General features: G+C 43.6%; 19 protein-coding genes. 2 read left to right on the top strand and 17 right to left on the bottom strand.

Going from position 1 to position 21,323, the window contains the following annotated elements:
• Positions 1-17: 17 nt before the first annotated feature.
• Both KCV26_01260 and KCV26_01255 read left to right on the top strand, forming a co-directional pair.
• The gene (locus KCV26_01260) at positions 18-1,712 is read left to right on the top strand and encodes a hypothetical protein (protein ID WZX37049.1); all 1,695 of its coding nucleotides are present in this window, start codon (positions 18-20) and stop codon (positions 1,710-1,712) included.
• A gap of 57 nt (positions 1,713-1,769) precedes the next feature.
• Positions 1,770-5,348: a hypothetical protein gene (locus KCV26_01255; GenBank protein ID WZX37048.1), complete on the top strand. Its 3,579-nt coding sequence runs from the start codon at positions 1,770-1,772 to the stop codon at positions 5,346-5,348.
• 41 nt (positions 5,349-5,389) lie between these two features.
• Here KCV26_01255 and KCV26_01250 read toward each other — a convergent pair whose 3' ends face one another.
• From KCV26_01250 to KCV26_01170, 17 genes are all read right to left on the bottom strand, one after another.
• The gene (locus KCV26_01250; protein WZX37047.1) at positions 5,390-5,719 is read right to left on the bottom strand and encodes a hypothetical protein; all 330 of its coding nucleotides are present in this window, start codon (positions 5,717-5,719) and stop codon (positions 5,390-5,392) included.
• Positions 5,720-5,827: 108 nt separating this feature from the next.
• Positions 5,828-6,397, bottom strand: a complete 570-nt coding sequence (locus KCV26_01245) for a sugar O-acetyltransferase (protein WZX37046.1) — start codon at positions 6,395-6,397, stop codon at positions 5,828-5,830.
• A gap of 130 nt (positions 6,398-6,527) precedes the next feature.
• Positions 6,528-7,223, bottom strand: a complete 696-nt coding sequence (locus tag KCV26_01240; GenBank protein ID WZX37045.1) for a hypothetical protein — start codon at positions 7,221-7,223, stop codon at positions 6,528-6,530.
• Between the two features lie 30 nt (positions 7,224-7,253).
• On the bottom strand, positions 7,254-8,081 hold the full coding sequence (locus KCV26_01235) for a DUF4838 domain-containing protein (GenBank protein WZX37044.1): 828 nt from the start codon (positions 8,079-8,081) through the stop codon (positions 7,254-7,256).
• Between the two features lie 542 nt (positions 8,082-8,623).
• The gene (locus tag KCV26_01230) at positions 8,624-9,124 is read right to left on the bottom strand and encodes a secondary thiamine-phosphate synthase enzyme YjbQ (GenBank protein WZX37043.1); all 501 of its coding nucleotides are present in this window, start codon (positions 9,122-9,124) and stop codon (positions 8,624-8,626) included.
• Between the two features lie 37 nt (positions 9,125-9,161).
• Entirely contained in the window at positions 9,162-9,863 is a 702-nt protein-coding gene (locus KCV26_01225; GenBank protein ID WZX37042.1) for a triose-phosphate isomerase, read from the bottom strand.
• Positions 9,864-9,902: 39 nt separating this feature from the next.
• Complete coding sequence (locus KCV26_01220; GenBank protein ID WZX37041.1) at positions 9,903-10,508, bottom strand: SIS domain-containing protein; 606 nt, start codon at positions 10,506-10,508, stop codon at positions 9,903-9,905.
• A complete protein-coding gene (locus tag KCV26_01215; protein ID WZX37040.1) occupies positions 10,505-11,920 on the bottom strand; it encodes an FGGY-family carbohydrate kinase in 1,416 nt (471 codons plus the stop codon). Before KCV26_01215 ends, KCV26_01220 begins: the two co-directional genes overlap by 4 nt.
• A gap of 1 nt (position 11,921) precedes the next feature.
• Positions 11,922-13,238 (bottom strand): neutral/alkaline non-lysosomal ceramidase N-terminal domain-containing protein, encoded by a 1,317-nt coding sequence (locus tag KCV26_01210; protein ID WZX37039.1) that lies wholly within the window; start codon positions 13,236-13,238, stop codon positions 11,922-11,924.
• Positions 13,239-13,251: 13 nt separating this feature from the next.
• Complete coding sequence (locus KCV26_01205; protein ID WZX37038.1) at positions 13,252-14,232, bottom strand: hypothetical protein; 981 nt, start codon at positions 14,230-14,232, stop codon at positions 13,252-13,254.
• 1 nt (position 14,233) lies between these two features.
• On the bottom strand, positions 14,234-15,403 hold the full coding sequence (locus KCV26_01200) for an amidohydrolase family protein (GenBank protein WZX37037.1): 1,170 nt from the start codon (positions 15,401-15,403) through the stop codon (positions 14,234-14,236).
• Positions 15,404-15,444: 41 nt separating this feature from the next.
• Positions 15,445-16,221, bottom strand: a complete 777-nt coding sequence (locus KCV26_01195; GenBank protein WZX37036.1) for an SDR family oxidoreductase — start codon at positions 16,219-16,221, stop codon at positions 15,445-15,447.
• A gap of 10 nt (positions 16,222-16,231) precedes the next feature.
• Entirely contained in the window at positions 16,232-17,158 is a 927-nt protein-coding gene (locus tag KCV26_01190) for a Gfo/Idh/MocA family oxidoreductase (protein ID WZX37035.1), read from the bottom strand.
• 18 nt (positions 17,159-17,176) lie between these two features.
• Entirely contained in the window at positions 17,177-18,133 is a 957-nt protein-coding gene (locus KCV26_01185; protein WZX37034.1) for an aldo/keto reductase, read from the bottom strand.
• 2 nt (positions 18,134-18,135) lie between these two features.
• Positions 18,136-18,930 carry a hypothetical protein gene (locus KCV26_01180; protein WZX37033.1) on the bottom strand — a complete coding sequence of 265 codons (795 nt, stop codon included), beginning with the start codon at positions 18,928-18,930 and terminating at the stop codon, positions 18,136-18,138.
• A gap of 28 nt (positions 18,931-18,958) precedes the next feature.
• Positions 18,959-20,266 carry an aminotransferase class III-fold pyridoxal phosphate-dependent enzyme gene (locus KCV26_01175; GenBank protein WZX37032.1) on the bottom strand — a complete coding sequence of 436 codons (1,308 nt, stop codon included), beginning with the start codon at positions 20,264-20,266 and terminating at the stop codon, positions 18,959-18,961.
• A 43-nt stretch (positions 20,267-20,309) separates the two neighbouring features.
• Positions 20,310-21,311: an amidohydrolase family protein gene (locus KCV26_01170; GenBank protein WZX37031.1), complete on the bottom strand. Its 1,002-nt coding sequence runs from the start codon at positions 21,309-21,311 to the stop codon at positions 20,310-20,312.
• Positions 21,312-21,323: the final 12 nt, after the last annotated feature.

Genomic DNA, 21,323 nt, shown 5'->3' with positions numbered 1-21,323 from the left:
ACAATGAATAATTGAAAATGAAAAAGACAATATTTAGTGTAGCCCTGTTGCTTGTATCTACCGGTATTTTTGCCCAACAACAAGACTCTTTGTTACGGCGTCAGATGGAACTTCAACGTGAGTTCAACCCAACGCTGCAGGATGCCAATAAAATAAATTCATTGCCGTCCGTCCCGCAGCCGGCAATCAAGAAAGCCAATACCGGTTATTCGCCTTGGGCGGGTAGAACCACGCCACCGTTGGAAATTGCTATCCCGGATCCCGCCAACATAATGACAGAGGTTCCTTTCAGTTCGAAAAAAGGATATGTTTCGCTCGGAGCCGGAAATTATGCCAATATCGATGGGGCATTGGGCTATCGCCTTGTCGAGAATGAAAAGAGCAACCTCACGTTTAATTTTCTGCATAGCTCATCCAACGGGGATATAAATTACGTACAGGAGAGTGATCCGGCGGGTAACAAGGCTTTTTTTATGGATAATCTGGGGCAGCTCCGGTACGGGCATCTGCTCAGTGCCTTCAAACTTAATCTCAAGGCCGCGTACTCGCATAATGCATTCAATTACTACGGCAATACTTTCGGGAATGACCGCTTTTACGACAATGTAAACCAAACACTGGGCGTTTTCAACTTGGGATTGGGGGTAGAGTCCAACAAATCGGACCTTGTTAATTATCGTGGATTTTTCGATTTCAAGAATTTTGCTAGCAAATACGGTTCGGATTTGACGAGTGCCGGTTTGAAAGGAAATCACATCGACGCCGTAGTTGGACTGGGTAAGCCTTTTCAGGGTGGGGACAGCCGGGTAGGGGTTGATGGAAAGTTTCTTGGCGTTTTTTATAGTCAGGGTATGGATGATTTTACGCTGTTGGGTGCCAATCCCTATGTCGCATTTGAAGGATTGAACTGGAAAGCCAGGTTGGGAGCTGATTTATTGTTTCAGATGCTGGGTGGAACAAAATTCCGGGTTGCACCAAACATTGAACTGGACCTGAAGGTTGCCGGACATTCTTCCCTTTATGCTCACATAAAAGGTGGAATTGACGGCAATACCTATTTGGATATGATGAACGAGTCGCGTTACATCACCCCTATGACACCGGTAAAATCATCCTTTTCAATTGTTGATATCGAAGCCGGAGCAAAGATTGGCGAAGTCAGTGGTTTTCGTTTCGATATTTTCGGAGGATTTAAGAAAACCGAGGATGAGCATTTCTTGGTATTAAATCAAATAGTTCAGGCAGAGACTCCCGATATGCCATCAATTAAGGAATCATTAGCCCCTCTTTATGGAAATTTTTCTCATTCTCATATTGGAGGAATGCTTCAATCCAACATCTGGTCGCCTTTAGATATTGCGTTGCGCATAAAAAAGAATTTTTATACCGTAAATGACACCGGTATCCCTGATGCAAAAGCCTATAACAAACCGGGTTTCGAAACTGATATTAGTACTACGTTTAGTGCCACGAGCAACCTGAAATTCATGCTCAACTATTATTTTGCCGGTGACAGGTGGTCCTACTTCAATGATACAAATGTACAAATAAACAACATTAACGACCTCAATTTTGGAGCCCTTTACGACATCAATGAATCCTTTGCTATTCACTTGAAAGCCAACAATCTTCTGCTCCAGAAGTACGATATCTGGTACGGATATCCGGCACAGGGTTTCAATGCGATGGGTGGGTTTACACTTAAATTCTAAATTAAAAGAGTCGGAACAACGGGCTATTACATAAAAATATCCTTAACGATACTGAAGATGAAAAACAGCACAAAAGTTGTGAAGAAAGGGTGGTTATTGATACTGCTGCTGACTATTCTGCAGCAGCCTGTCGCCGGACAATTACAAAAGGGGAAGGGTTATCCTAAGAAAGCCTACGAGAGTGACCTGCTACAACACTTTGCTGCTCCCCCAGGGGGTTACGGCAATGTTCCTTTCTACTGGTGGAACGGAGACTCGCTCAGGAAAGAACGGTTGCAGGAGCAACTGGACATCCTCTCTTCGTCAGCAGTGGATGGCTTTGCTGTTAGTTACATTCATACTTCTCCGCGCATAGATACGTTGGAGAACAGAGATGGCTACGGACTCTACGGTATGACCGAACCGGGTGTGCCTCACGTTTTTTCGGATAAATGGTGGGAGGTTTGGAATTGGTTCTCGGGTGAGGCTGGACGCCGTGGCCTGGGAGCCGGACTCGACGATTATACCGTGGGTTGGAACGGTAACGGATACTATCCCGATGAGCTGGACACCGTGGCGGTATTCCGGGATTACAGCGGTGAGCTGGTGATCCGCGTGGACAGCATCAGAGGAGGAGAAACCTACAATGCCTTGCAACCAGAAAACCTGTTGACGGTAGTAGTATGGCCGGGTAAAATAGTACTTACAGACAGCGTGACAGACGGCCGTATACGATGGAGGGCTCCCGGCAAGGGAATCAGTCGCATTTACACCATTACTACAGCACCGGGTTATGTGATTCATCCCGAACATGGCAACAAATTATTGGATGTATATTTCAATCGCTTTGAGGAGAGGATGGATGATGCGGGCCGCGCGGGGATGAACTATTTTTTTCAGGATGAACTCGCATATCCGATCCACATGCTCACCTGGTCGGATGATTTCAGCGAGGAGTTTATCCGCAGAAAAGGATATGACATCGTTCCCTATCTGCCCGCTTTAAAAGAATCCATAGGTCCGGTCACTCCTCGCGTACGAATGGATTATTGCGAGGTATTGATGGATCTTTCCGAAGAACGTTACTACAAGCCTATCTATCAGTGGCATGCCGACAGAGGATTGATGTACGGTTGCGACAATCTGAGCCGGGGCAAGGACCCAATGGCATACATAGACTACTTCCGGGCCATGTCGTGGTTCACCGCTCCCGGGAACGACGCTCCCGCAAGGGGATCGAGCTTCCTCGAAACAAAAATTTCCAGTTCCATCGCTCACCTCTACAGCCGTCCTCGTACCTGGCTGGAGGCGTTCCACAGTATGGGATGGGGCAGTTCAGGAGCCTGGCTTACCGATCAGATTGACCACCACTTCGTTGCCGGAGGAAACCTGGTGTGCATGCACGGCTTGTACTATTCCACACACGGGGGATGGTGGGAGTGGGCGCCGCCCGACTTTCATTTCCGAATGCCTTACTGGCCTCACATGAAAAGGTGGCTAGACTATACCGAACGGATGAGTTTCATTCTGAGCCAGGGCTCTCATGTTTGTGATATTGCGCTAGTGTATCCAACGGAGACGATACAGGCTTATCCCGGTACGAAACCCGACGGGGTGTTTGATCTGGCCCTAAGGCTGAGCAACAGCGGACTGGATTTTGATTTTGTGGATTTTCGCTCGTTGAGGGATGCGAGTATTGAGGAGCGTGAACTGAGGATGGCGGACGAACGGTACAAAGTGCTTATTTTGGCCGATATGGAGGCTATGCACCACTCATCCCTTACCCGGGCGCTGGCGTTTTACCGCGCCGGAGGGATTGTGCTAGCTATGGGTCGCCTGCCGAGGGCCACTTCTGCAAAAGGAGAGAAGGACCCCGAGGTAGAGGCGATACTGCGTGAGCTATTTGGCCTTACTGCAACCGAGGTAGCTGCGGGTAAGCCGGCAAAGAAACAGGTGAATGCTGCCGGCGGTGTGGGTTGGTATATCCCCGAAGCGCCGGAACGACAGGTTGCGGGGCTTATTACTCCCGACTTCCAGCCTGGGCCGGATGGGGGCAAGGTACTGCATCGCAGGGTGGGTAACAAGGATATTTATATGGTGAAGGATGTGGAGAAGGGGAGCGAATGCTTCTTCCGGGCTACGGGTCGTGTGGAGCTGTGGGATGCCCACAGCGGTACCGCACAAGCCAGTCCCGTGTTGTCTCAGGATAAGGCCGGCACTCGCATCCGGATGAACAGAGAGACGGGTAACTCCTACCTGATTGTTTTCTCTCCGGGCGAACCACTGATGGCGGATGAGGGCCGCACAGCCCTCCGGCTTAGTTACGAGATACCGTTAGGGCGGGAATGGGTGACGGAGTTGCTGCCTACACTTCAGAACAAGTGGGGAGACTACCGCTTTCCGGCTTTCGACGGTATGATAGGAGCGGAGGCCCGCTCGTTCCGCTATGCCCCGGACAACGGGATGCCAGGCAACTGGATGCAACCGGACTATAATGATGCCAATTGGGAGGAGGGTATTTACGGCTATGGCCCACAACTCATGACCCAGGCCGACGGTACCGCTTGGACACCGGTCTCCTTCTCCTGGCAGTATGGTGTTTGGGACAATCCGGGTGCACAGGGATACCATGGCCTGAAAGGGAAGGTGGATGATCGTTTCTTTATATTAGACAAAGGGAAAAATCAGCGCTTTAGGACGTATGTCTATGCCCCGAAAGGTGGGGTTTACAGGATAGAATCAGACGGGGTATTACCCCAATGGATACATGTCAATGGACTGGAGGTGAAAGAGACGGTCCACCTGAAGAAGGGATGGCATGCTTTGGAGGTGCAATACGACCGGTCGGAGCAGTTAGATTATAAGCCCCGCACGGGTTTGTATAACGACACGCGTCTGCGCGGAATGGTGCTCTTCTTTCCGGAGAAGACACCTCTGCCGGAGAAACCATCCCCTTATGCCGATGAGGTGTCGTCGCGCTGGGTTACAGGCAAACACCTGCTGTTTGACCCTTACGGCGGTACCCGCAACCGGTGGAACTTCCGCTTTGACGCAGTACCGGGTCTGGAGGAGATGACTCTGGTGTTGCAGGGTGAACTGACGGACCTCTGGATCGATGGAGAGAAGGCCGCACGGAGTCAGATCCTTCGTACACCCGGTAAAAGAGGTATGAACCGTTATCGGGTGACACTCAGGAAGAAGAAAGAGCGAACAGCAACGGTTGCCTTCACGGTGCGTGCGGAAAAAGGTTACCAGGGTACGGCTGTGGTGCGGGAACCGGTGACACTGAAAACTTCAACGGGACTTATGAAGAGCGGAGACTGGTCACAGGAGGGAGCGTTACGATACTATTCCGGAGGGATCCGTTACCGTCAATCGTACGAACTGAATAACACCGCGGGGGCAAAGCAGATCATGCTGAAACTGGGAGAGGTGGTGGCTACCTGCGAGGTGACAGTTAACGGGCAGTCAGCTGGCGTGTTGATCAGCCCTCCCTATGAGTTGGACATTACCGGACTGGTGAAAGATGGTAAGAACGATATCGAGGTACTGGTGTACAGTACCCTGTCTAACCACTATCAGACTATCCCTACACCGTACCGGGGTGAGCCGCGGGCCGGACTTATCGGTCCGGTGTTGATGTCGGTATATGAATGAATTTACGGACTCGGGGCGAGTTTGTCCTTTTCATTCCTTAACTACATTAAGGTGTGGTTAAGGAATACCGACCGTGGTGAATTTGTTGTTGGCTGTCCCCGGTGGATTCGTTCGACAAGTTCCTGACATGTTCTGTAAGCCGGTATTACGGGGACAGAACCAAGTTCCCAGGATGTATTAACCTGAATATTTGCGTCTTTCGCATTCTGCCTGCTTCCTGCTTCCTGCTTCCTGCTTCCTGCTTCCTGTGCGATACGTAGCAGTAGAAAATCGGAGTAAGAGGATACTTCGGGATCTTTCAGCGGATCTCCAAACTCAGCGAAATAGGAGAAAACCAGCCTTTTGTGTAGTTCCCTCCCCGGGAATTTCAAGGGTTGACGGAGTTTATGACTGTCCTTTCAAACAGAATGCCACAAACAATAAACAAAACATTATTTTCTTCTTTATGATTATCAGTACGCTATCGCATGCATTTTTAGCTACAGTGAATATTCGGTATCCAGCCGTTTTATTATCCTTGCGGGATTCCCAGCCGCTATTACATCGTCAGGTATATCTTTAGTTACTACGCTCCCTGCACCGATAATTGTTCTGTTACCTATGCTGACCCCCGGGCAGATGGTTGTGTTTCCTCCAATCCACACATTATTTCCGATGAAGACAGGTTTCCCAAATTCAATTCTCGTAGCTCTCTGCTTCCATTGAACCGGATGTGCAGCTGTATATATTTCTACAGAAGGACCTATCAGTACATCGTTACCGATAGTTACAGTTGTCACGTCGAGTATTGTGCAGTTATAATTGATGTAGACGTTGTTTCCGAAGTGGATGTTATATCCGTAGTCGCAGAAAAAAGGCCCTTCAATATGTACATTGTCTCCTTGCACCGGACAAAGTTCCTTCAATATCTCGGATCTCTTCCCTTTTTCGACGGGATCGATTGCGTTGTACTCCCTGCATAATCGTACAGAATTCAAATGTTCTCCGGATAATTCAGCACCTGAACCCATATACAATTCTCCACGAATCATTTTTTCCTTTTCTGTCATAAAGCTGTTTGAATGAATATAATTTTTTGCGGTAAAAATAAAACAATTTTCTCAGGTTTTGGTACTTTCTTCACAAAGAAAGAATTCGGATTTAAAAAAACTTGACTGTGCTTGGGCCTTTAAAAATAGGTCATAGCTGTTTCATTTTACATTTTCCAAATGCTGAAGGAATATGAAAATCCGGATCTTTTGTATGGGGATTTAACCAAGAGTACCAAATTACGGAATTTTCATTTTCTCCTGTAAAATCAGCCCTGAAGATGCCTAAACAAAAAACCTTATCAAGATCGATATCTATTTTTTTTAATTCTGATAATGAGATGCGTCCCTCCACAACATAGCCGGTTGACGTGATCTTACCAACAATATCACGATGATTAAAATTCCACAAATAGTTGAATTTACGATACAACTGCGCTTTATAATCCAGAATATACCCATTTGGATTTATTTCCAAACAATAGTAGGAGGATAGTTTGGAAGAAGGACTAAAAAACAATTCAACCCGATCCCCTTTCGCAACAGTTATTTCATCCGTATATTCCAAAACCGTCAGGGTTCTATCGATAACCTCGAAACAAAAATTAAAATATTTTTGAGAGAAAAAACAACGAAAAATTGTACTGTCTCGTTCTGCCGGTGCCCAGGGAGAATACAAATCAGTTAAGGTAGTTGAGCGGCTCCATTCCATTCCATCGATATCCCCGTCAATCTGAATTTCGGATGTGTGGTATTCAATAAGAAATGTATCGGGTTGTTTGAGTCGACATCCTTCACCCGACAAAAACATAACAATCAGACTGACCAAAAAATTAACGTTTCGCATCTTTTTAACGGAATTACATTAGCACTCGTTTTAGTCCCCATTTAACAAAGACCCGTATTCTTTTAATATTTCAACCGTTTCATCCTGTCCATACAGTTCAAAGTAGTGTTGATGAAGCATCCATGTGGCAAATGTTGTAAAAGAACATATCCCCAAACTCCGGTACAATTCAATATCCCGCTTGCAATAATTGGCATTCCAAGGAACTTTGTTCCATTTATTTCTGTCCCAACCAGAAAACATGGAGGCATCCAGCCAATACTCCAATACATGTGCTGTTCTTTTCGGAAAGATTTCCAAATTCTTTTTTAATGCTTTGTGCTGTTTGGAAGACAAAGAATCTTCATAGTTTCGGCCGATAGGGGCAAATTCGAGAAATATTCCTTCTTTTGGTTTTATTGTTTTCGGTGCTTCCAATGTACTCGCATAGGCTAAATGAGCTAAACTAGCCTTAGGATTCACTTTCTGGATAATCTTCAACATTCTGTTTTCGTATAACAGTGCCTGATCACTTGGTGAATAAAGGTTACATTTATCACAATGGCAAAATCCGTCGTATGAGTCATCAATCCAAAAGAAATAGCGGTTAGTAGTCGGTTGGATCCATTTGAGTAGTTCCGTTGTATTTCTTTCAACAACAAACCATGCCTCCTCAGAGGAAAAACACATATTGAGATCGCCCCTTCTTACTCCATTTGTATCCACACGAAAATATTCGGGATGGTTGTTAAATAAGGAACGGGGAAGAATCTCCTGTAGTACATGGCACTCATATTCCACCTCAATTTTATTTTTTTTGCACAAGTCAATCAATAATTGCCCATTTGGACTTTTGAGAAATATTTTCAAACTATCCAAATTCTCAGTCAGGGTGTTGGAGTGTAGCCCTATCAGGTTAATTTTCGCCCTTTCCAAAATATCAATAAGTTTGTCCGATTCGAGTGACCGTATATCACTTGGATACAGAACTACTCCGCGGAAAGTGTCCTTCGAAATTGTAGTTTCGTTACTGCTGCAAGAGATACTTAACAGTATGAGAGAGAAAAATAACAATGTAATTGAGATTATTCTATATTTCATATCTGAAAAAAAATCGTTTAAAGTTTAATAAATTTAGGTTCTGCATATTGATTCCTGATCAGATGGGCATAATAGTTTATGAAATGATCGGATAACGGACAAATTTTTTTACCGGTTTTCGCACAGGCAACTTTATATACCAATGGAGCAGGTGATATCACCTGCCCATTGGTAGAGGCTTTTCCGGATCAACTCATTCGCCCTCCGAACGACCAACTAAAACATGTACTTGACAATGAGAAATCTCCGAACAAGTCTTGTCATGTTCCTTTTGTGGGTACGTCAGATTGCTTTTGAAATCTTCTGTAAGCTGTTTGATCCTATTCCCCGATAATTTGTACTTCACAGACTCTTTTTCTTTCACGGATCTGGTCCCAGTCCACAAAGTAAATGAACCCAAAATCGCCCAACGAGAGCTTTCCGTCAACCAGAGGTATGGTTTCGGAACGCCCGAAAAACACGGAACGTAAGTGGGCGTCAGTGTTAAGGCTGCCTTTCGGTTCTTCGTCCGGGAAGGTAAGCGCAAACTTAATGTGCTCCGGACCCGGATGCAAGTATTGCCCTTCGGTTCTGCATGTCGGTACCAGCTTCTCCATGATGTTGTTCAAATCCTGTTGCAGGTATTCCCTGCCGAAAAAATTGAGGTCGTGCGAACATTCCTGCGTCATCACCGAGCAGGTGGTGTGGTGCGAATAAACGACACAAATGCCGTTCTGAACGCCGGATTCATTCACAATTCTTTTTACTTCGTCCGTCACGTTGTGAAAATCCGGCCTGTGATCTTTTGACTGAAGGTCAATTGTTCCCCTGTAAAGTTTCATTTTTTTAATCTCCTTTCTTAGTTAGTTTGTAAATCAATTATTTATTTAAATCATCCCATGCTTTTCGAACGGCACCGATCATTTCATCCAGCATCGCCTCCGGATCCTCTGCTCTCATGATCCCGCTGGTGGTGCCCGTGGCGTCAGCCCCCGCCCTGATCGTCCTGTAAACATCCTGCCCGTTCTTGATTCCGGCTGCTTGTAATACCTGAATCTCCGTGTTTACCTTTTTTATGGCCGAAGTGGTTGCAATCACGTACTCCTCGTCGCTGGTCTGTCCCGTGCCGATCAATTCCGTGGGTTCAGCCACGATAATATTGGGAGAAAGATGGGCAACTGCCTCTGCCTCCCGGATGGAGTCGGCACATACCATTGAAACCAGGCCCACTTCATCCGCCCGTCTAATTGCCCGGGACAGATCAGCCAGGGTCATCGGTTTTTCGGCGTGGTTGAGAATGACACCGACAGCGCCGGCTGCTTTTAGCGCCTCTGGAAGGATGGAGCCGTTTCCCCTGCCTATCGGGACCGGATCCATGTGTTGAGCAAAAATGAGCACGTGTTCCGTCTCCCTGGCCAGCAGGTAAATATCCGACGGTTGCAGTGTTAGAATTATTCTCACATCGTACTTGACGGAAGCTTCATCGGCCGCTTTTGCCAGCCTCAGCATCCTTTCCCCATACATGTAAGCTTTGGGCCCAATTTCAAAAAATGGCGGTTTTATTGTTAATCCCTTATACATATTATTTGGTAATTTTATTTTTGGTTTCAGATACTCTATTTACCCGTTAAGCCTGCTGCCGACAGCGCCGCCCGGGTGGATTAAGGCAAACTGCTCCAACGAATACCCGGTGGTTTCCATAATGGAGGCAAGCATGGCGTCAAAAATGGCAATCGTGGCTACGAAGCTGGCCGTTGCCATGACATTCAACCCGTCACTCTCCTTCTCGATTTTCATGGGGACAACGATTTGTGAATTTTTAGCCAGGGGAGCATCCAGGTTCTCGGTAACCCCGATAAGGATCACCTCTTTTTTATTGCACACCTCGATGATGGGTAACAGCTCGGCGGTCTTTCCTCCCCGGGAGACCATCACTACCGCATCTCCCTTTTTCATGCATCCCATTCCTCCGTGGATGGCTTCCGCCGGCGACAGGAATTGTGCGTTTCTCTCGATGCAGCACAACGAGTGTGCGAACTTTTTGGCTGCGATACCGGACGACCCGCTGGCGCAGGTTATTATCTTGGGACAGCTGCTCAATACTTCAACGGCTTTTAAAAAGCTCTCTTTGTCCAGGTAATCAATGATATCCGAAATGGCCTTGCTTTCAATCCTTAAGGACTGTATTGCGCGTTGCAGGATCGCATCTTCTGTTAATTCTTTCATAATTTATTTTCCAATTTATATTTTTCTACATCCGCTGGATTTGGGTTTATCAGCTGAGCATATCTCGCCTGTTTTCCGAAAGACTCTTTCCTCTCTTCCTGTTGGATACTCCCTGTCGCTCCGATCAATGCGGCTCCCTGGCAGGCCAATTCACTGCATTCGGGTACAATAAAAACTTTATTGAGGATATCGGCCTTTATTTGCATCCACAAAAGGCTCCGGGCTCCTCCTCCTGAAGCTATTAACACCTCTGATACGTTTTCTTTATCCAGACTGCAAATTAAGTCTCGTAAACTTAAACCAGTCGATTCGAGAATCGCCCTTACAAAATGTCCGTGGGAATGCTTGTTTGTAATGTTCTGGAATCCCGAAAGTGATTCAAACTTATCAACACAGGGAGAAGCTTTTAAACCATCACTTCCCGGGGCAATGCCTTCGGCCATCTTTAACAGTTCTTCAATGGATAATTCAGGAGCAAACTTTTTTTGATACCACTCTAGTGCTGTAGCTCCATTTTCATTGAAAGCCATTTGAAAATAATATTCTTTTCTTAAGCCTGGAGCTATGTTTATTCCCGCTCTCGGACAGAATCCTTGATGATAATTCACGCATGCCAGCACAGTGCCTGTTGATTCGGAAATTTGGGTTGAACTCGTTAAGCCAGCACCTACAGCAACAATATGGTGGTCTAATCCTCCCAAGAAGAATTTCGTGTCGGCAGACAATCCCAATTGTATAGCTCTTTCTCCGGCTAAAGTGCCGACAAAACTTCCTGTTCTTTTGGGAGAAAACAAGAATTTTTTGTTGATATTCAGTGTTTCTAATGCTTCGTTCCACCACTTTTCTTCAAGTAGATCGAACAGTCCTGTCATGGAAGATGTACTGAAGTCGCTTACTTTTTGTCCGGTTAACGAGAATGTCAGGTAGTCTGAAACGGAAGCAATGCTGTTTACCTTCTCCCAGATTTCCGGCTTGTTCTCTTGAAACCAAACTATTTTAGCTGCCATTGATTGCAAACCGGGCAAAATTCCTAATCCTGTTTTCTTTAGAAAATTAGGGTTTTCCAATAAAGAGTCCAGAACGGAAGGAATTTGTCCGGCTCTTTTGTCCGGCCACAGAATCAATGGAGTTAACGGATGATCCGTTTCATCTAACAGGATAAAGCTGTTGGCTTGCGATGAATAGGAAACAGCAATTAGCTCGTTTGGGTTGATTTCTGCCTTTTCAATTGCCCGATTAATGCATTTACGTAGTGTAACCCAAAAATCAGCGATTGGCAATTCACAGATCTTTCCATCGTCTGTTTGTTTAATAACAAGACAACGTCCCAGTCCGGCGAGATTTCCTTGTTCATCGAATATGCCCGCCTTGAAGTAACTTGTTCCTAAATCTATTCCGAGATAGAATCCCATTTCACATCGATTTTAATTCCTTGATTGTTTCGGCCAGCATTAATTTACCGGCCTTGTAATCGAAGAAAGAATTTCCAGCTTCATAATAACCTCCGTCCTGGGCTTCCTGGGTAACGAGATAACCTTGAAGTTCGCCATTGGCATAGGTTATCAAAGCGATCTCTTTAGCATGATTTTTCAGTTCAATGCCGTACTCTACAAACACCTCCCCTGGCCAGGCTACAAATTTCCATTCACCCACTTTAATTATTTGTATTTCAGCAGGTAGAGAGCTTTGGTATGCTTTTCCCAATTTGTTGTCTTGAGCTAATTTCGACAAATACAGGAGTTCTTCTGAACCAAACCAGTTCACTTCTGCCGTGCGGACCTCCTGCGGAATTTCTGAATTCTTTTTAAGCTCTTCGAAACGTTTTTTGGTTTTGTCGCGATGTTCAACTGCCCATTCAATCGAGGGAAAAGCCCGTTTGGGCAAATCGACGAATTTTTGAGCGGCTGAAACAGGTATATGGGAGGAGAAAGTCACCGTCTCCGTTAGCTTGGAGCTGATGGAATCTGCAACAATCTGTCCTATTCGTTTGGCCTCTTCAAATGTATTGGATTTTGTCACGTGTCTCGGGCTTTGATTCCCGGCAGTCCCGGTAAAATAGATGACCGGACGGTCATTTCCTAAAACTACTTCCTGAAGGGTTTTTCGGACAAAATGCGGAAAATCACTGCTGTACAGTGTTGAGTTTTCGTGCAATATGGTAGGGTGCATGTTGCAAATCAGCATACAACTGATAAATTCATCATTGTACTTATTTTTGACAAATACTGCCGGAACATCCGTGTCTTTTGCCCACTCAGGATTGTGTCGATTGGTTCCCACACCGGTTGCGTCTCCAACAACAACGGCAATCTCAGCCAACGTTGCATTCTCAACTGCCTGGCAAGCTGCTTTTACGGTGCTCTCCTCCATGAATTTCAGGTAGTTTCTATCAACTTTTGGAACGATTGGGTCGTTCGCACTGATTACTACATCTACAGTAACCGGAGCTGAATGTGTATGTGTTGCCGCTACCAGTATATTGGAAGCCTGTATCCCGGTTTCTTTAGAAATTCCTTCTCTTATCCGAGCTGTAGATGCTTTACTCACGTATATAACGTCGTTGGAAATAAACAAAACCTGATTCTTCCCATCCGTTAAATACAAAGCTGAACTTAACAAATCATCGTGTGTGCCGGTACTCATTCTATCAACAAACGGGTAACCGAACAAGAAATGTGATTCTTGCGGGGTAATATTTACGGTTGCTGCGCCGGCTTTTAATTCAGTCATCTTTAATGTTTTTTTAATATCCTTTGTTCCAGTCTGTTTCTATGTTTTGTGCGATGGTTTCCGATACGTATACGTCGGTCCTCAATGTCTGAAGGATGGATTCGGGCACAAGCGGCGTTACCGGTCCGTGCAGTACGAGACGCGTAGTAAATCGTTGCCATGCGGTGGTTGTACCGTGTACAGTAATAGCGTGTGTGTCAAAGCGGTGTTTGGCATTTATTACATCAGCGGGGCCTATTGTCGCAGCCTTTGGAGGCACTGCCGCCAAATTTCCGCTCTTGCCAAAAACACCGTGTAATGAGTTTTGAGCGAGAGTGAAAGGACTTAACGTGCAGACCCTTGCTCCCATCTGTTTCCAGTCTTCCAGGGAACCCCGGAATTCGGGCGCATCCGGTTCGATAAAGGCTAAATGGCCTGTCCACCCGGGCCCACTGTAGCATATGTCGGCCCCACCACGGTCAGCAATCATTTTACTGTAATCATGTACATTCTTGTTGGTAAATCCAACAAACTGCTCTTTTGGCGGCCTCAGCCTTTTATCCAGTTCATAATAGAAATATTTCATCATCGCGTGAGTAAAACCAAATTCCCACCCTTCAGGCGCAATATTTCCGTTTTCATCGGCGTATTCATCCATAGCAAAAGCATAGACATTCCGGCAGTCTATATTACAAGCATTGATTAATCTGGCCAGATGTCTGTAAAGCGGGGCAGGATTGGGGAGTATCATTACGAGTTTTTCCCCGGTATCCGAAGAATGCTTGATTCTTCTGAACATGTCCGTTATCCAATAATATTCGACATCTGAATCAGGTAAAACCTTAATTTTAAAATCGGGGTTTTCGTGTCTCTCTATATCCTCTCTTTTGATGGCTAACACCCTGTTGATTTCTTTTTTGTCCTTAAAGGGTACCCATTCAGAGGGATTGAAGTCGAATTGCTGATGTCCTGTATTATGCCCAGGGTCAGGCTCAAATTTTTGAGTTTGTTTCATATTATTTCCTTTCAAAAAAACATTTACCGTTTATCCATGTTCGTAAAACATCCAGATTTTCATCTAATACGACGAAATCGGCGTCGTAACCTTCCTTTAATAATCCTTTCTTATCACCGAGGCCAAGAACCTGAGCCGGATGATGGCTTACCAACTTTGATGCTTGCACCAAATCCAAATCCAGCCATTTCACGGCATTTTTTAAAGCCCGGTCCATTGTCAGGCCACTCCCTGCCAATGTGTTGTCCTTTACGGAACGTGCAGGAGCGCCTTTGTACGCAAAGCAGATATCTCCCAAATTGCCGAACGAGAATTGTCCGGGCTCTAATCCCGCACCTACGTTGGCATCTGTAACGAGACAGACCTTGCCCGGCCCTTTCCTTTTACTGATCAAAGACATTTTTGCCGCCACGGGATCAACATGTACGCCATCCAGGATGAAATCCACACTTACCCGCTCGTCTGCCAGGATGGCTTCAACGGCTCCGCAAGGTCGCACACCGGGTTCGGAAACAGAGGAACAGGGGAATACATCGTAGAAATGAGTAGCGTGTCGAACGCCCAATTCTATGGCTAGCTGAGTTTGTTCAACTGTGGCGGCAGTGTGTGTCATAAAGACAGGGGTGCCGTTGGCTGCCATCAACGGCAACAGTTTCTCGATTCCGTCTACGTCCGGAGAAATGCTGAAAATCGCTTTATGTGGTTTCGCCGCATGAATCAGAGCATGTACCCTTCCTTCATCTGCCCCGGAGATGGCCCCGGCGCCTAAAGCTCCTGTGATCTTGAGAAACGGCCCTTCCAGGTGGAAACCCAGTACTTCCGTTCCTTCAGTTTCTGTTTTGGACAACTCCGAGAGAAACTCAGCATCTTCTCCTTTAGGCCTGGGAGCTAGTGTGGGCAAAAATCCGGTAACTCCGTATTGAGGTAAAATTTTGCAGATTTCTTTCAAGTCTTCCGCACCGTTGTCCACCAGCATGCGGTGAATGCCGTGTATATGCAAATCAATGAATCCGGGCGTGATATACGATTCACCCAAATCAATCACATCACATCCCGGAGGAGATTCTCCTATATCGATAATTTTTCCTCCACTTGTTGTGAGATATCCTTTAACTACTTCAGAATCTGAAATTATAATCCCCTTGAAAGCAATTTGATTATTCCTTTGCATATGTTCAACCTTATTATTTCCGCCGATGGGGTATGGGGGTGCTACGCATGCATTCCGCCATCCATCAAAATGTTTTCTCCGTTTATATAAGCGCCGGCATCCGATGCCAACAGCACCATCAGGCCTTTTATGTCGTCGTTGTTTGCCATTCTTCCCAAAGGAACTTTTTTGTTGTAATTCTCCAGGAAGCGCTCGGGTTGATTATTGAATAAACCTCCCGGGCTAACGCAATTCACCCGTATGTTTTTCCCGGCATAAATACGGGCCAGGTACCGGGTGAGATTGATTATCCCCGCCCTGTGGAAAAAGTAATCGGGAGGCGGTATGCCCATATTCGTACCTTCGTAGTTGGAAAGATCCGGACCAAACATTCCCATCATAGAGGCAATATTTATTATACTTCCACCACCACTTTCTTCGATTAAATCTGCCATTTCACGTAAAATGTCCATAGCTCCGGTCGCATTTATACGCATGGATTCAGCAAAATTTTCAATGGGATCATTGTACGTCTTCATCGGTCTTGATACGGCATTATTTACAAAAACGTCTAATTTTCCAAATTTTTTGGTTATTGCCACTTTCAGAGCTACAACAGAGTCATGATCCCCTTGATCAACGGGCATGGAATGTACATCCCATCCTTCCTCCCGGAATTTAGACACAGTTTTCACTATATTATCCATATTACGGGAAGCAATGATTACGGTTCCTCCTGCTTCTGCCAATCCTTCTACGATGCATTTACCGTAGTTTCCAGCACCACCTGAAACCAAAATTATTTTGCCTTTTAAATTCAATAAATCTTTTATGTTCATTTTAAATCTGTTAAAACTTAGACATATCTATGGTTTTCCCTCCTTGCTTGGAACTTTCGATAGCCGCGATGATGGTCCGGAGGATATTTTCTGTTTTATCGAAAGAAAGCCGGGAGGTGCCTTGCTCTACGGATCTGACAAATTCAATAATGTTGTCTCTGAACATAGAGTAGGAGTTTTTTATATCAATTAATCGCCATCCCAGTTGTCCAAATAAGGATATCTGGAATGTACCCGTAATATCCATAAACAAATGTATTGTTGCCTGAAAACCATCAGCAAACTCAATATACACGATCTCTTTGTTTGTTTTGCCTATGGATTTGACAAATATGGGTTTAGGGTCATTCAAGACAGAGAATAATCCTTCCACGATATGAACGCCGTACTTGATCCAATCTTTTTTGCCCACCGCTGTTGCAAGTTCGAGCTTACCTAATGAGTCAATCTCTTGTTTTACAATCCTGGCTTCGTTGGCGTAGCGCATGGACGAGCAAGACATGATCAGCTTACCTTTAGCATTTTCATCAGCAAAGTATTGCAGGTCTTCTTTTGTATTTGCAAGTGGTTTGTCGACAAAAATAGGTATTCCCGCTTCCAAAAAGGGTTTAGCCATAGCTACATGATTTTCAGGATCATCTCTTGACAAGAGGATTGCATCCACGAGAGGTATCATATCTTCCAGCTTATTCACTATTAGAGGTATTCTGCTTGATTTAGCGATACTTTCCGAAGTTACGCGGTCTTGTGTCCATACACACGTCACTTTTGCGTTGGATATTCCGAGTGTGTCTTTATTTGCTTCTAAATAATTTGCAACAGCCGGATAACCGACTTTCGTTATTTCACCGGCATCAAAAACTCCATTTATAATAGATGACCATGAGTAGGGATGAGCATTTCCAGGACTCATTCCGATTATACCAATTTTTATCATGTATTTTAATTTTATCTGTTATGTTAACCATTTCATTTTATCCCAATAGGGAAGATTAATAAATTCCGGTTCGGGATATGCTAATTGCCTCGCTTTATTCAGTTTTTCTTTACTTAAATAGACTCCATCCACCGTTCTTAGTGCTTCTTCCAAATATTCTTGCTTGTCAATACCCACCAATACGGAAGAAACTTCCGGAAATGACAATGCAAATTTGGTGGCTAATGCCGGCAATTTATAATTGGTTCCTTCCAATAATTCATGGTATTTTGCAATGTGGTTTTCTACGTCTTTGAGGGCTGGGTGAAGATTTCTCCCCCTGTCACTTAACAATCCTTTTAATAAAACAGATCTTACTACAATGCCGATTCCTTTCTCATCTGCTTTCTTGAACAGTTCTCCTTGCCGTTGATCCATAAGATTGAAAGGCAGCTGAATCATATTCCAGAATCCAATATCTATCGTTTTTTCCGTTACTTCTGTAGTGTATGTTGAAACGCCGGCTGCTTTAAATAACCCTTTATCTTTCAGGGAGGAGAAAACAGTTAGGATTTCTTCGTTTTCAAGAATTTTTACGGTTGCCTGGTGAAGCATAAAAATATCCACATAATCTGTTTGAAGTGCTTTCAGACTTTCATAGATGGATTTTTCAACAGTTTCTCTTAATTTATTTTTTGGTGGTAAGTTTCCTTCGTTATCAAGCAGGTGGACACATTTCGTGGCCAATATTACTTCACTACGTTTATTTTGGAATGCTTTACCCATAATATGCTCACTATTACCGTACATCCGGGCTGTATCGAAGAAATTTATACCCGAATCCAGTGCCAAACGAAGCAGGTCTATCGCTTTGGCTTCGGAGATCATATCCTTGTCGCTGTTGACTCCAATACCATAAGGGAGTCCGATTTCAACACCGCCAAAAGCAATTTCTGAAACTTCTATCCCCGTATTTCCTAATTTTCTTTTTTTCATAGTTAATAGACTCCGGCAGATTTGTTTTTTTCTTTTACCTGATTGATGTTGTTCATAATGTTATGGCAGTATGAACTTAATCCGATCACGTCAGCACCCATACTGATAAAACGGTAGCCCATGTCGATTAGTTCCTGGGCATTTTGCGGACTTCCCACAGTTGCTGCAAATTTTCCGTATTTACATGCAACTTCTGCTACCCGTCTGCGTGTTTCTGTTAGTTGCGGATGCTCCCATTCGCCAGGGGCACCGATGCCCTGGCTGAAATCGCCGGGTCCAAAAAACAACATATCGTATCCTTCCAATGCAGCAATTGCTTCCAAATCATCCAACGGTTCAGGATCTTCAATCTGTAAGGCAATAAACCGTTGTTCATTTGCTTTTCTCAGGTATTCATCAAAAGCAATGTTCGTATATCCACCGTCAGCATTTCCCCCATCAATCGGGCGTCTGCCGACAGGATGGAATCGGGTATAATGGATTATATTTTTTGCGTCTTCCACATTCATGATATGTGGAACTAAAATTCCGGTGGCATCCAGTTCCAACGGTTTTATCAAGTCGCTGTAACTCCCACGTGAAACGCGTACCATCAAATCTGTATCGTATGCTTTAGCCACCCAGTTCTGTACTTTTATATCCGACCAGTCCTGTGCAACATGTTCACGATCAGCCCATAGGCAGTCAAATCCTGACATGGCTGCAATTTCTGCAACTTCTCCCCCTGATAAGTTCAGTTTAAAACAAATTACAACTTCTCCGTTTCTTAATTTTTTCAATACACGACTTTCTCTCATAATATAATTCCAATTAAATTAGACTGTTTTAAGTCAAACGTTTAAACCCTGATTGACATTCTGGACCTTTTAAATACGTCTTAGGATTTCCTTCTTTCAGCGATTGTTTAATTATTTTAAATGTTTGATCGATTGCACAAATATATTTTTTAATATGTTGCTGTTTATGAGCATAAGAAGGATAAAATGATGTTGTTGCCAAAAAGCCCTTTGTGAGCATTTCTTGCGTAAACAGGGTTTTTAATATTAATGGGAATTCAGCGAATTCAAAATGACTTAAGGGATAAATGCCACTAACTTTTATTTCTAAATTATGTTTTTTTGCCATAAAAATCCATGCTTCTTGAACTTCTTTTCCAATTTCCATTATATAGCTCTGTACTTTCAATTTTTCCATTTTCTCTATTGTAGCCAGAGTAGCAGTTGGCCCTATTTTTTCCGTCCAATAAGTACTACTAATAAAAGTATTTTGAGCTGCATCCATATACTTTTTATTACCAATTATAATCCCCATAGGATAACCATTACTTATACCTTTGGCGAAAACGGCAATATCCGGTTTCACATCAAGCACCAAATGTGCTCCTCCACAGTTTAATCTAAATCCACTTGAGATTTCATCAACAATTAATGGTATATTCAAACGAATAGTTTCTTTTTTTAAAGTTACTAAAAAACTCTTGTTGGGGTTCAGATTTCTGACAGTTTCTAAAACTACTCCTCCAATATTATTCTCATATCTACTAATGAGAGACAAGAACTCTTCTTCATCGTTGTAAAAAAAAGGATACGAAGTGTTTTTCAAACTTCTTGGAACACCTGCCGGTTTGAGCCCTGGTAATAAATGACCATCGAGGGCTGCATCACTAGAAATATTAGCGGATAAATACCAATCGTGCCATCCATGATAACCGCTGAACAATATGATGTCTTTTCTAGTTGAAGCTCTTGCTATCCTGACAGCTATACTCATTGCTTCGCCTCCGGTACGTGCATAGCGAACCATCTCTGCCCATGGATGAAGTTCAATAATTTTTTTTGCCAGTATCACTTCTTCCGGTGCATTCAATGTAGTCATGTTCCCAGTTTCAATAACTTTTAATACAGCTGAATTTACATCATCATCAGCATAACCTAATATACAAGACCCAATTCCCATGAGACTCATATCAATATATTTATTATCGTCCAAATCCCATATCTCACAACCTTTTGCTTTTTTGTAATAAGTTGGCCAGAATTCTGGTAAAAATTGTTCTGGACGCTTAGACAACAATTGGACACCTCCCGGTATTAACTTTTTCGCTTCTTTATATAACTCTTGACTTCTTGACATATTTTTTATCTAGCATAAAAAAATGAATTATTATCACTGTTAATTACATTGACTTCAGGTCAAACAATTTTTTAGCATTATTATAAAAAACATCATTAATTTGTTCTGTTCTTAATTGAGCAAGTTGTGCTGCATGTTTAAAGGCTAACAATTGCTCATAAATAGCCAATATAGGTTTTGAATTTGTATGAATATTATTTTTTTTCGCATATTCCGGCGTTCCTATTTGATACCAGAATCTTCCCATAGCTACATATCTTCCGTGAAAGGCATTTGCCGTGAAATTATCTGAACCATATAAAATTCTCCGATGATCTTCTTTACTGAGTAAAGTATATTGTGCCATCACATCGGAAACTGCAGATATGTCATACCATATGTTGGGTATTTGACGTAGTCTGTTAATTGCCTTTTGAAGAGGCCAGTATGTAAAACTACGTGCACAGTGAGCAAGTATCCATTTTATATTAGGATATTTCTTTGTGGTATATTCTTCTAAGTCAATCAGGTTTTGTTCATCCGCACACCCGTGATAACGAGACAAATGTAATGTAATAAACAACCCCATTTCATTAGCCAATTCCATCTGTGGGTGTGTCAAGAAGTCTTGAATACGACATTGATTAATATCACCTGTGGTGGAAAACTGACGATACGGTTTCATTCCCACAAAATTATACTTTACAACGTCATTATAAATATCTTCAGTTTTACATTCAGGAGTAACCAGTCTGTTTTTTCTTGAATTTGGTTTTCCTGCAAGTTCTGATACAACAAATTCATTATTGGCTTTTATATCAGCATTAGCTAGTGGCATACCAAATACCAAATAATCAAAGTCACGACCAGGAAACATCTGTTTGTTCCACCTCTCGGTTATTTGTAAATCAGAATTTACAAAATTATTTCGTTGAGGATCTTTCAATGGCAAAAAAGAATCGTCCCAAAAGTGAACATGAGCGTCAAAGATCTTGTAAGGAATAAAGTCCTCAAGGTCTTCTTCCCAGACAATACGATCTGATTCATTATAAAAAACTTGATTCATAAAAGGGTTTTT

The organism is Petrimonas sulfuriphila, from assembly GCA_038561985.1.
Classification (GTDB): Bacteria; Bacteroidota; Bacteroidia; order Bacteroidales; family Dysgonomonadaceae; genus Petrimonas; species Petrimonas sulfuriphila.
The sequence above is the reverse complement of the archived record's forward strand: the minus strand, read 5'-3'. Positions and strand labels throughout refer to the sequence as shown.